A 10413-nucleotide genomic window follows, 5' to 3' on the forward strand; every position below is an offset into this window, starting at 1 on the left:
GGATAAAGCCTTGCATAACCCAACTTAATAAAAGAGAATTTTTGAAATAGCTTTTCAATTTAGTTTCAAGCGGAAGCAAAAACACTGTATCTGGTTCTTTTAAAAATGTATTTATTGGGCTTCTGGTTACAATGATTGCTAAAACAAAGGCCATAATCAATTCAGCCGGGAAGTTACTGTCTAATGTTCTAACCCAGTCACTGTAATAATAAGCCAAACCACCAAATGCCAATACCATTACAAAGACAAGATGGCCGTTAAAAATATAGCGCAAATATTTTTGCATTTCCTTTATGTAGCCTAAATATCTTTCCGTCCAGAGATTTTGACTATTCATGACCAATTTCTTCTTTCGTTAATTGGATATACAAATCGTCAAGTGTTGCCCCTGGCATGGAGAATTGTTCGCGAAGTTGCTCTAGATTACCTTTTGCCCTAATTTCTCCATTGTGTAGAATGATGAAAGAATCACAATACCTCTCAGCCGTTGCCAGAATATGAGTGGACATTAAGATCCCGGCTCCACTCTCTTTCATTTTCCTCATTAAATCAAGCAACGATTGAATACCTAGCGGATCAAGACCTACAAAAGGTTCGTCAACAATATATAAAGATGGCTGTATTAAAAAGGCACACATGATCATGACCTTTTGTTTCATCCCTTTTGAAAAGTGAGCCGGAAACCATTTCAGTCTCTTTTCCATATGGAATTCCTTTAAAAGGACATTCATCCTTTCTTTATATGTCGCTTCTTCCAAATCATGCGCCATGGCCGTCAACTTTAAATGCTCCTCAAGTGTCAGCTCATCATACAAGATAGGAGTTTCTGGTACGTAAGAGAATTGTTTTCGATATGTATCCGGATCCTGTGCAAGTGTTTTTCCATGAATCGAGACACTTCCGCCTTTCGGTTCCATGAGTCCGATAATATGTTTAATTGTTGTACTTTTCCCAGCCCCGTTAAGCCCGATTAATCCAACTAGCTCATTGGGTTGAATGTCAAAACTTATTCCTTTTAAAACGGGCGTTTTCGTGTATCCCCCGACTAGTTGCTTAATTTCCAATAAGGACATATAAACGATCCTTTCTATATAGAGGTTCTTATTTCCATTTTATCAAATTCTTCTGCTTTTATATAGTCGAGTGTCCCCGGAAATAAATTTCCACAAATAACCAATTATATTTTTTCTACTTAATGGCGATCATAATTAAGGAAGAAGGGGTTAGTCATTACGTGTGATTCACATCATATTGTAAATGAGGTGTCAGTTAAAGACGTATTACACTGAAATGCCCAAACGTTTTATTACAAATGATTCACATCATATTGTAAATGAGGTGTCAGTTAAAGACGTATAAACTGAATTAAACCAGAAGCTTCATAAAAAATCGTATCGAGCAAGGAGATGGTTCGCTTGCACAAAGCAGAAAAATCATTCAATAATTATCATTTATGCTTTGAAAGTTGATGAAACTTTAAAGATATAGGAGATGGTTGCTTTGAATGGAAAATCTCTAATCAGATAACCGTATTTTACTTTACTGTAGATGAGGTGTTTGTCGCAGAGAATTTATGCTAATGCGAATTGAAGCAAAACCCCCTTTTTCAAACAAGACAGGGTGCAACTTTCCGTTGCATCCTGTTTTTATGGTTTTTTCTTTTCTCAGGGAATCAAGCTATGGTACGATTAACCAAATACATTAATTTTTTTTAAAGGGGCGTTTTTAATGAGTGATTGCATTTTCTGCAAAATAATCGATGGTGAAATTCCAAGTACGAAAGTTTTTGAAAATGAACATGTGCTAGCTTTTCTTGATATCAGTCAAGTAACAAAAGGCCATACTTTGGTGATTCCTAAAGTACATAAGGAAAACCTTTACGAGTTAACACCGGAAATCGCCAAAAATCTATTTGAAGTCGTGCCGGAAATTGCCCGTGCCATGAAACAAGAATTCCAACCTGTCGGCCTGAATCTTTTAAATAATAACGGGGAAGCAGCCGGACAGTCCGTCTTCCATTTTCATATGCACTTAATTCCACGACATGGAGAAAATGACGGCTTTGGGGCAGTTTGGAAAACACATACACGTGACTATACACCCGATGACCTGAAACAAATAGCCGACTCTATTGCACAGCATATTAAGTGAAACTCCCGCTACCAGTAAAGGGTTATTGTCTATCTCCCAAAATGTTTAGAAGATTACAACTTACGTTCAATACTACCTCTAATTAGTTCAGTTATAACGTGACAAATTATATACCCTAAATAGGTCCTCACTCACAGTGAAGGACCTATTTATTTCCTCCTCTTCTATTCCTCCCTAAATCAAAATGATTATCCATCTAAAATTCTAAATTTTCCTCCTATTGAATTTAGTTTTCTGGTAGGATATAAATAGACTAAAATACTTTAACACATAGCTGTATAGGAGGAAGAAAATTGAAACGTGCACGCAATTTTAACGCTGGGCCAGCCGCCCTTCCCTTAGAAGTTTTACAAAGAGCTCAAAACGAATGGTTGAATATTGAGAATTCTGGTATGTCTGTCATGGAATTAAGCCATCGAAGTGCTGAATTTGAAAAAATTCATAACCATGCCATTCAATCCTTAAAAGATCTTTTGGAAATTCCTGAAAATTATGAGGTTCTTCTTCTGCAAGGGGGAGCCAGTCTTCAATTCTCTATGATTCCTATGAACATTTTGAATGAGGGACAACGCGCAGATTTTGTACTAACAGGTTCTTGGTCGGAAAAAGCTTTAAAGGAAGCCAAAAAAGTTGGTAATACAGCAGTCGTTGCTTCATCTAAGGATGAAAAATATACGTTCATTCCTAAACTTGAGGATATCAAATTGAATGAAGATGCGGCATATCTTCATATTACAAGTAATAATACAATTTACGGAACGCAATGGAAACATTTCCCGGAAACAGGTAACGTTCCACTAGTAGCTGATATGTCAAGTGATATCCTTAGCAAAAAAATTGATGTTAGTAAATTCGGAATCATTTATGCTGGTGCACAAAAAAATCTAGGACCTTCTGGAATTACCGTCGTTATCATCCGTAAAGATTTAATAACTGATAATGAAAAAATCCCATCCATGCTGAATTATTCTATTCATTCAAAAAATAACTCATTATATAACACACCGCCGACATTAGCGATTTACTTATTGTCACTTGTGTTGGATTGGGCCAAAGAACAGGGCGGTGTAGAGAAGATTGCCGAAGTAAATGGAGAAAAGGCAAAAGTCATTTACGATGCTATCGACAACAGCAATGGTTTTTACAAAGGCCATGCCCTTCCAGACAGCCGTTCACATATGAATGTAACGTTCACACTTCCGACTGAAGAAGCTGAAAAACAATTCCTGAAAGAAGCGAAGCAAGCTGGATTTGTGGGACTAAACGGTCACCGATCTATTGGCGGCTGCAGAGCATCCATTTATAATGCGGTACCGCTTTCCCATTGCCAAGATCTTGCTGACTTCATGAAAAAGTTTCAAGAATCCTATAAAGCAACAGAAGCACAAGCCCTCTAGTTTCTATGCAAATTTAAGACTTCTAAAAAAATAGGTCTTATGATATACTATTTTAAACTTCTTGCAACAAGCAGTAGTGCATTGTTGAAGAAAAGATTTTAGTTGAGATGAGAATAGGAGAGATGAGTAAATGAAAACGAAAACTCTTGTGTCAATATCCCTTTTAATCGGGATTGGGGCTGCTTTGCATTTTATTGTTCCAGGATTCTTCCTAGGAATGAAACCGGACATGATGCTGTTGATGATGTTTTTGGCGATTGCACTGTTTCCCGAGAAAAAGAATGTATTCATTGTAGCCTTGGCTGCTGGAGCTATCTCTGCCATGACAACAACATTCCCCGGAGGACAAATTCCAAATATCATAGACAAGTTGGTAACAGCTTTTCTGTTTTATCTTTTATTCATCAGTCTTAAGAAGTTTTCAACATCCGTTGTCACCGTAAGTATATTGACTGCCGTAGGAACAATTATTTCCGGCGCAGCCTTCCTTGGTTCGGCTTATTATATCGTCTCCCTACCAGGGCCTTTCGTTGCACTATTCGGAGCTGTTGTCCTTCCTGCCGTACTGCTAAATACAGTTGCGATGGTTATCATTTATCCAATTGTGAACGGCATTGTAAAAAAATCAAATATATCCGCTCATGCTTAAACAGCTGGAATATCATACTTAAAAAAGCACCGGAATGACCGGTGCTTTTTTTTCTCCTTATGAATCTGGGATTTAGTCAGCATCTAGACTTATCTCTGACATTAAAACAAATCCTCTGAGGCTTAATGAATCAATACCCACATAAACCAAATAAAAAGCAGAAAGACCCCAGGTAGGCCCAAAGCGAACGCTCTAGTTTGATGCACCCTCTTAGGAGGATAGATACCAGGATTTTTTGCTTTCCTTAGAAAATACCCCATTCCGCACAGGCATATTAGGCCTAATAAAAATATAAATTTCATTATTACCCACCAATGCCATCAATGATCCGACAGCTAGTTTTTTACTATCTATATGCCGTTCTTTCCTTTATATGAAGCATTTATAGATTAATCTTCAAGTTATTTTTAAATATTATATATTTAATATCTGAGTTTAAAAAAATATTTTTGTGATATAAAGATAAAATGGTAGAGACTCTTCCCTAAGGATGAAAATTATGGTATTTTGTTATCAATAGTATTTATATCCCTATATAACTTAATTTCCAATTGATGTTTTTCCAGCAGGGATTTAGACCATGTAAAGCGAAATCAATATTATAAAATGAGGTGATCCTAATGAAAGCAAAATCATTACTAATTGGCTTTTTAACTGGAACAGTTGTAGCGGGAGCAGCGACCTTACTTTCTGCACCAAGTTCTGGTAAAGACTTACGGACTCGCATCAAAACAAACACGGAAGAAATTAAGGCAACCATTGATGAGTTAAAGGCTAAATTATTAAATATTAAAGATGACACAATGGAAGCTACACAAATCAGCAAAGAAACAGTGAAAACCTTCATTTCAGATGTTCAGGTGGTCATTGAGAACTGGAAGCAGGAAATTGAACCAAATAAAATGGAATTATTGAAGAATGTTCAGGAAATTGAAGATTCTCTGAAAGAATTAGAAACAGTAATACCTTCTCCTAAAAACTAAAAGTTAACACCATCATATAAGGCTGATTCTCCATTTTTCCCAATAATTTACATAGTTTATTAGAGAAAAATGGAGAATCTATTAAAAAACCTTAAATTTTCTAAAAATTTTGCAAATATTATCTTTATTAATTTTTATTTTATTGTCATAATAAATATACAGAATCTGATAAGTAGGTGAGCCCATAAAATGCAGAATAAAAATTATTCTATGAAAGAAGCAATGATTTTTAGTCAACGAATTGCACAATTAAGCAAAGCATTATGGAAATCGATTGAAAAAGATTGGCAGCAATGGATTAAGCCTTATGATTTAAACATCAATGAGCACCATATTCTTTGGATTGCTTATCATCTTAATGGCTCTTCCATTTCAGACGTTGCAAAATTTGGGGTCATGCATGTTTCAACAGCATTTAACTTTTCAAAAAAATTAGAGGAACGTGGATTTTTAACATTCTCCAAGAAAGAGAATGACAAAAGAAATACGTATATTGAGATAACTCCAGAAGGTGAAAGAGTTCTACTTGAGTTAATGGAGTCATATGACCCAAGTAAAAACTCAGCTTTCTCAGGTGCACTTCCACTTCGTGAACTTTATGGTAAATTTCCGGATATGATTGAAATGATGGCTGTCATTCGTAACATATACGGGGAAGATTTCATGCAAATCTTTGAACGGTCATTTGATAACATTGATCAGGAATTTACTGACGTTGAAGGTAAAATCACAAAAAAAAAGATAGAGAAAGAAACTGAGCCAGTTTAATTTAATCTCACACTCTATTCATTTCCTTCATGAATGATACATATAAACCTTGTGAGAGGCATGCGTTAATACATTCTTTTATGGTTATTTTAGGATTCAACCTTTTTTCAAATTGAATAAAAAGCGGTCGAAAGTTCATGTACCCTTCCGCTTTTTCTATTTCAAAGCGTTTGCTCAATATATCACATGTCTCCAACAACTCTTCCGCTTCCTTCTTCGTGAAATTTTTTTCCACAAAAAGAAAGTCTAACTTTGCCTCCGGATTACGTATAAGGTTTAATAATAGTTGCTGATGAAAACGGAGTATTTCTATTTCTTCATTTATATTTCCCATACATTATTAATCCCCAATCAATCATTATTTAGCATAAAGACTCCAAACAATTATTCCGCCCAAAATCCACCTTATTCTTCATTTGGAACTCGATTTTATCTTATTGTAGCCTTCTTCATTCTGCACTGTTTTTTATATTCAAACTAAATCCAAAAATTCTATTGCTTTTTCAACTCATTCATCGTAATGTATGTAAGTAAATTCAACGGTCTATGGAGGGCTGATTTCAAAATGAATTCGTGGAAAACAATAGACGTAACAAAACAATATGGGAGCTGCCGTTTAATTATTTTTTCAGTTTTTACTATATTGATGTCTTTTGTTATGATCTATACATTATTAAGTGTCTTTTCAACTCATGTCGTTTTGTATGACGATCAAACAATGGTATTTTTTAGCCTATTGCTCTTATTATATCCTGTTCACAAACTATTACACTATTTACCTCTACGATTACTATGTAAAAAAGTGAAAACATCCTGGTCTTTGAAGTGGAGACTCGTGCTCACATGCAAAATAAATGTGCATTACCCCATTCGAAAGCACCTATATCTCTTGACGCTGGTGCTACCCTTTTTAATTATGTCTGTCATATTAATTGGGTGTGCCCTTAGTTATCCACATTACATCCATTATTTCACTATTTTATTTTCCCTGCACACCGGATTATGTGTATCGGATTTCATTTATATAAAAAATCTAGTTGGTTCGCCAGGGCATTCCTTTATTGAAGAACACGGAGAAGGATACGACATCCTCATCCAAAAGTAATTGATTGTCTTTTTATTCATAAAGATGACTGACAGATTTTTAGGTATCTTTTTTCATTATAATTTGGTATCGTATTTATACATGATGTTTTGTAAGGAGGGATTTTAGGTTTTGATCTCGTTCTGGTTTATTATTTTTGCTATACTGATTCTTTATAATATTAATAGAATGACAAATTCTTTATGTATTCAAAAGGAAATTGCTGAAGACCGGCAGCCTAAAGTATTCAGGACCATTAATGTATTAATTACTATTATGTTATTATCCTCCTATATTGAAATTTTGTATACGTAGAGATGAGCAACAAATGTTGATTATCATTTGTTACATACATTGATGATACCCGGGGCATTATCCACATAAAGAAAAGGGCGAAGCGAGCAGCTTCGCCTTTTTGTTTATGAGTTTATAACCAAGAAGCTCCAATTATGACTAACAGGATGAAAAGAACGACAATTAGAGCAAAGCCTCCACCTATTCCTCCAGACATTGATCTTCCTCCTTTCCATTCTTAAGTAATAGCAATTTCATGCACACTCTTATATCCGCTAAAAGGAATCATTCCTTTCATTAGCTTGATAAGCATTTTATTCATTTCTTGTTGAGCGGCTACCCTATCCTATTCAACTCCATTGCAAAAGGAGTGGGCACTTTCCATTATTAATTTTGAGTATAACTAGCAAAAGGCTGCCCCTACAATGATTAATAAAATGAATAACACTACTAACAAAGCGAAACCTCCGTTAAATCCATTACCCATTTTCCTACCTCCTTTGTTGTCCTCGATTTATCATATGTTAAGTTTTATTATCCGGTTAGGCATTTACCCAATTTTCGTAAAATTCTTATTCATACATCAATATATTATTTTTTGTAAAGTAACCAGAATATGTTATAGTTAATTTTGTGGAAATACTAAGAAGAGCAAACAAGAAACTTAAAACTAGGAGTTGTTTTTTAATGAAGAAATGGGCATTATCGATTGCTGTTACAGCAGGATTGATCGGACTTACAGCATGCAACAGCGACAAGGAAGCAGTCGTAGAAACTAAAGCAGGAGATATATCTAAAGAAGAGTTTTACAATGTCATGAAGGACCGTTATGGTGATACAGTTCTTCAAGAACTTGTTTATGAAAAAGTTCTTTCTGAAAAATATACGGTAACGGATAAAGAAGTTAAAGCTAAAACGAACGAGCTTAAAGAACAAATGGGTGAGAATTTCGAAACAGCTCTAGCCTCTTCCGGATATAAGAGCGAAGATGATCTTAAACGTGCACTAAAAATCGGCATGCTTCAAGAGAAAGCAGCCATCGCGGATATTACCGTGAAAGAAGCTGACGTTAAAAAAGCTTATGAAGACTATAAACCACAAATCAAAGCTAGGCATATCCTTGTAAAAGACAAAAAAACAGCAGACGAAGTTAAAGCAAAATTGGATAAAGGCGAAGACTTTGCTAAACTTGCTAAAGAATACTCTACTGACACAGGCACAAAAGATAAAGGTGGAGAGCTAGGCTGGTTCGGTAAGGGTGAAATGGTTCCTGCATTTGAAGAAGCAGCCTACAAAATGAAGAAAGACGAAATCAGTGCACCGATTAAATCTGATTACGGCTACCACATTATCCAACTGCTTGATACAAAAGAAAAAAAACCATACAAAGATATGAAAAAAGATCTTGAATATGATTTGAAGGTCGCTCAAATTGACCAAACTAAAGTTCAAGATATTCTGGATGCAGAAGTTAAAAAAGCAGACGTGAAGATTAATGATAAAGATTTAAAAGATGCTATATCTGGTGGCACAACTAAAGAAGAAAAGTAATTTGAATAGTAAAAGCGACAGGACTTTGTCCTGTCGCTTTTTTTATTTCATGCTAGGCTCCCTGATTTATATCCTTTTTACGCCTCTCTCTTTCCTCTTCCATCCTTTCAATATACTTCTGACCTTCCTTCTCAATCCATGCATCATCTATAAGGCGTTCTTGCCTAGCTGTCCATATTGACATGACTGCACTAACGATGATTCCAATAAACACAAACCAGATCCATATTGGCATGTCCTTTTCCCTCCCAAATAAGTCTCCTAGTCATTTATTAGAGAATATGCACAAACAAAAAAAATATGCTTCTTTCTCGATTGAGAAAGAAACATATTTCATTAAAATGTTGGTTTATAGAATGAACGATTATCGAGTGCGAAGACTCTTTCCGTAAATTCTCCCGGTTTCACTTTTTCCAATGCCCGGTCCATCATATTTATTTTGGCATCCATGTTATCAATATAATGAAGTACTTCTGCTTCCCTTACCATTGGTGGTTTAGGACTGCCCCATTCAGCTTTACCATGGTGACTTAATATTAAATGCTTGAGGATCATGATTTCTTCTGCATCAATCCCTAATTCCTCTGCAGCTTTACCGACTTCATTTACCATGATGGTGATATGGCCGAGAAGGTTACCTTCAACCGTATATACAGTCGACACAGGTCCAGATAGTTCATGTACCTTTCCAAGGTCATGTAGAATGACCCCTGCATAAAGAAGATCCTTATTGAGCGAAGGATATAGGTTTGAAATGGCTTTAGCTAACCCCAGCATCGACACAACGTGATATGCGAGTCCTGACATATACTCATGGTGGTTCTTAGTAGCAGCAGGAAACGTCAAGAATTCATTCTGATATTTTTTGATAAGGTGTCTAGTCACCCTTTGGATATTTGGGTTCCTCATTTCGAAAATGAATTGAGTAATCGTTTCCATCATTTCATCCTGACTTAAAGGTGCCGTTTGAATCAAATCCGCTTTTGTGATGCCATCAGCATCCGCAGTAAGTCTAATATTACGGATCTTCAATTGGCTTCGTCCTCGATAATTCTGGACTTCCCCCTGCACTTTCACCGTAGCTTCTGCACTGTATGTTTTCTCATCAGTCTCGGAGACATCCCATAACTTAGCCTCAATCTCCCCAGTTTTATCAGACAAAATCAGTGTTAAAAACGGCTTTCCATTACTCGCAACCGCCTTTGTACTCGTTTTAATATACATATATATATCTACTACTTCACCAATTCCATAGTGAATAATCCCATTTCCCATGCGACTGCCTCCGTTCAATTAAATATCAACATTATAACATATCAACCCGTTTAATGCGTTTAGTTTCTATAATAAGTGATAGACAACCCGAAAGAAAAAGACTGGACAGATGAAACTTTTCATCCCATAAGAAAACCAGGCTCGAAGTCAAAGCCTGGTTTTCTTATGATTATCTATTCAACAGTTCTTATTCGGACAGTATGAGCATTTTTCCTGACCGTCAATCTGGTAATATAAACAGCATGTCACTCGTTTATAAGG

17 protein-coding genes are annotated in these 10413 nt (G+C 35.8%); 8 read left to right on the forward strand and 9 right to left on the reverse strand.

Translation table 11 applies throughout. The annotated features are described in order from the left end of the window. On the reverse strand, window positions 1–337 hold a 337-nt coding region (locus AC1DUW_RS14425; RefSeq protein WP_477642808.1), incomplete at its 3' end, for an ABC transporter permease. Then, a complete protein-coding gene (locus AC1DUW_RS14430) occupies window positions 330–1073 on the reverse strand; it encodes an ABC transporter ATP-binding protein (RefSeq protein ID WP_053344923.1) in 744 nt (247 codons plus the stop codon). The genes AC1DUW_RS14425 and AC1DUW_RS14430, both read right to left, overlap by 8 nt. 655 nt (window positions 1074–1728) lie before the next feature. Here AC1DUW_RS14430 and AC1DUW_RS14435 point away from each other — a divergent pair. The 3 genes from AC1DUW_RS14435 (at window position 1729) to AC1DUW_RS14445 (ending at window position 4197) form a co-directional block, all read left to right on the forward strand. Beyond that, window positions 1729–2151, forward strand: coding sequence for an HIT family protein (locus tag AC1DUW_RS14435; RefSeq protein WP_053344922.1), 423 nt, complete (start codon window positions 1729–1731; stop codon window positions 2149–2151). Window positions 2152–2444: 293 nt separating this feature from the next. Beyond that, entirely contained in the window at window positions 2445–3548 is a 1104-nt protein-coding gene (gene serC, locus AC1DUW_RS14440; protein WP_053344921.1) for a 3-phosphoserine/phosphohydroxythreonine transaminase, read from the forward strand. A 130-nt stretch (window positions 3549–3678) separates the two neighbouring features. Continuing rightward, window positions 3679–4197 (forward strand): tryptophan transporter, encoded by a 519-nt coding sequence (locus AC1DUW_RS14445; protein ID WP_477642809.1) that lies wholly within the window; start codon window positions 3679–3681, stop codon window positions 4195–4197. 122 nt (window positions 4198–4319) lie between these two features. Here AC1DUW_RS14445 and yhzF read toward each other — a convergent pair whose 3' ends face one another. Further along, entirely contained in the window at window positions 4320–4499 is a 180-nt protein-coding gene (gene yhzF, locus AC1DUW_RS14450) for a membrane protein YhzF (RefSeq protein WP_053344919.1), read from the reverse strand. Between the two features lie 318 nt (window positions 4500–4817). On the opposite strand from yhzF, the gene AC1DUW_RS14455 reads away from it, so the two are divergent. Further along, on the forward strand, window positions 4818–5180 hold the full coding sequence (locus AC1DUW_RS14455) for a YtxH domain-containing protein (RefSeq protein WP_053344918.1): 363 nt from the start codon (window positions 4818–4820) through the stop codon (window positions 5178–5180). 189 nt (window positions 5181–5369) lie between these two features. After that, the gene (locus AC1DUW_RS14460; protein ID WP_053344917.1) at window positions 5370–5948 is read left to right on the forward strand and encodes an HTH-type transcriptional regulator Hpr; all 579 of its coding nucleotides are present in this window, start codon (window positions 5370–5372) and stop codon (window positions 5946–5948) included. 7 nt (window positions 5949–5955) lie between these two features. Here the strand turns inward: AC1DUW_RS14460 and AC1DUW_RS14465 are convergent, their stop codons facing one another. After that, complete coding sequence (locus AC1DUW_RS14465; RefSeq protein ID WP_252432067.1) at window positions 5956–6282, reverse strand: DUF1878 family protein; 327 nt, start codon at window positions 6280–6282, stop codon at window positions 5956–5958. Between the two features lie 384 nt (window positions 6283–6666). Here AC1DUW_RS14465 and AC1DUW_RS14470 point away from each other — a divergent pair, with 384 nt between their 5' ends. Together AC1DUW_RS14470 and AC1DUW_RS14475 are read left to right on the forward strand one after the other, a co-directional pair. Next, a complete protein-coding gene (locus AC1DUW_RS14470; protein ID WP_223305572.1) occupies window positions 6667–7053 on the forward strand; it encodes a DUF3267 domain-containing protein in 387 nt (128 codons plus the stop codon). A 111-nt stretch (window positions 7054–7164) separates the two neighbouring features. Continuing rightward, on the forward strand, window positions 7165–7347 hold the full coding sequence (locus tag AC1DUW_RS14475; protein ID WP_034314696.1) for a hypothetical protein: 183 nt from the start codon (window positions 7165–7167) through the stop codon (window positions 7345–7347). Window positions 7348–7459: 112 nt separating this feature from the next. Here AC1DUW_RS14475 and AC1DUW_RS14480 read toward each other — a convergent pair whose 3' ends face one another. After that, window positions 7460–7543: a YjcZ family sporulation protein gene (locus AC1DUW_RS14480; RefSeq protein ID WP_034314699.1), complete on the reverse strand. Its 84-nt coding sequence runs from the start codon at window positions 7541–7543 to the stop codon at window positions 7460–7462. A gap of 186 nt (window positions 7544–7729) precedes the next feature. Continuing rightward, window positions 7730–7813, reverse strand: a complete 84-nt coding sequence (locus AC1DUW_RS14485) for a YjcZ family sporulation protein (RefSeq protein WP_083450669.1) — start codon at window positions 7811–7813, stop codon at window positions 7730–7732. A gap of 200 nt (window positions 7814–8013) precedes the next feature. Here AC1DUW_RS14485 and AC1DUW_RS14490 point away from each other — a divergent pair, with 200 nt between their 5' ends. Continuing rightward, complete coding sequence (locus AC1DUW_RS14490; RefSeq protein WP_477642810.1) at window positions 8014–8877, forward strand: peptidylprolyl isomerase; 864 nt, start codon at window positions 8014–8016, stop codon at window positions 8875–8877. 52 nt (window positions 8878–8929) lie between these two features. Here AC1DUW_RS14490 and AC1DUW_RS14495 read toward each other — a convergent pair whose 3' ends face one another. The 3 genes from AC1DUW_RS14495 to AC1DUW_RS14505 all read right to left on the reverse strand — a co-directional run bounded on the left by AC1DUW_RS14495 (window position 8930) and on the right by AC1DUW_RS14505 (window position 10401). Beyond that, entirely contained in the window at window positions 8930–9112 is a 183-nt protein-coding gene (locus AC1DUW_RS14495; protein WP_053344914.1) for a sporulation YhaL family protein, read from the reverse strand. A gap of 101 nt (window positions 9113–9213) precedes the next feature. Then, entirely contained in the window at window positions 9214–10152 is a 939-nt protein-coding gene (gene yhaM, locus AC1DUW_RS14500; RefSeq protein ID WP_053344913.1) for a 3'-5' exoribonuclease YhaM, read from the reverse strand. Window positions 10153–10329: 177 nt separating this feature from the next. Continuing rightward, window positions 10330–10401 (reverse strand): (2Fe-2S)-binding protein, encoded by a 72-nt coding sequence (locus tag AC1DUW_RS14505; protein ID WP_477642811.1) that lies wholly within the window; start codon window positions 10399–10401, stop codon window positions 10330–10332. Window positions 10402–10413: the final 12 nt, after the last annotated feature.

Source organism: Peribacillus sp. P4_C12 (assembly GCF_056402095.1).

Bases quoted from the DNA above. Each gene is read 5' to 3' on its own strand.
- AC1DUW_RS14430 (WP_053344923.1), bottom strand. From the start codon at position 1,073: ATGTCCTTATTGGAAATTAAGCAACTAGTCGGGGGATACACGAAAACG.
- AC1DUW_RS14435 (WP_053344922.1), top strand. From the start codon at position 1,729: ATGAGTGATTGCATTTTCTGCAAAATAATCGATGGTGAAATTCCAAGT.
- AC1DUW_RS14445 (WP_477642809.1), top strand. From the start codon at position 3,679: ATGAAAACGAAAACTCTTGTGTCAATATCCCTTTTAATCGGGATTGGG.
- yhzF (WP_053344919.1), bottom strand. From the start codon at position 4,499: ATGAAATTTATATTTTTATTAGGCCTAATATGCCTGTGCGGAATGGGG.
- AC1DUW_RS14455 (WP_053344918.1), top strand. From the start codon at position 4,818: ATGAAAGCAAAATCATTACTAATTGGCTTTTTAACTGGAACAGTTGTA.
- AC1DUW_RS14460 (WP_053344917.1), top strand. From the start codon at position 5,370: ATGCAGAATAAAAATTATTCTATGAAAGAAGCAATGATTTTTAGTCAA.
- AC1DUW_RS14465 (WP_252432067.1), bottom strand. From the start codon at position 6,282: ATGGGAAATATAAATGAAGAAATAGAAATACTCCGTTTTCATCAGCAA.
- AC1DUW_RS14470 (WP_223305572.1), top strand. From the start codon at position 6,667: ATGGTATTTTTTAGCCTATTGCTCTTATTATATCCTGTTCACAAACTA.
- AC1DUW_RS14480 (WP_034314699.1), bottom strand. From the start codon at position 7,543: ATGTCTGGAGGAATAGGTGGAGGCTTTGCTCTAATTGTCGTTCTTTTC.
- AC1DUW_RS14485 (WP_083450669.1), bottom strand. From the start codon at position 7,813: ATGGGTAATGGATTTAACGGAGGTTTCGCTTTGTTAGTAGTGTTATTC.
- AC1DUW_RS14490 (WP_477642810.1), top strand. From the start codon at position 8,014: ATGAAGAAATGGGCATTATCGATTGCTGTTACAGCAGGATTGATCGGA.
- AC1DUW_RS14495 (WP_053344914.1), bottom strand. From the start codon at position 9,112: ATGCCAATATGGATCTGGTTTGTGTTTATTGGAATCATCGTTAGTGCA.
- yhaM (WP_053344913.1), bottom strand. From the start codon at position 10,152: ATGGGAAATGGGATTATTCACTATGGAATTGGTGAAGTAGTAGATATA.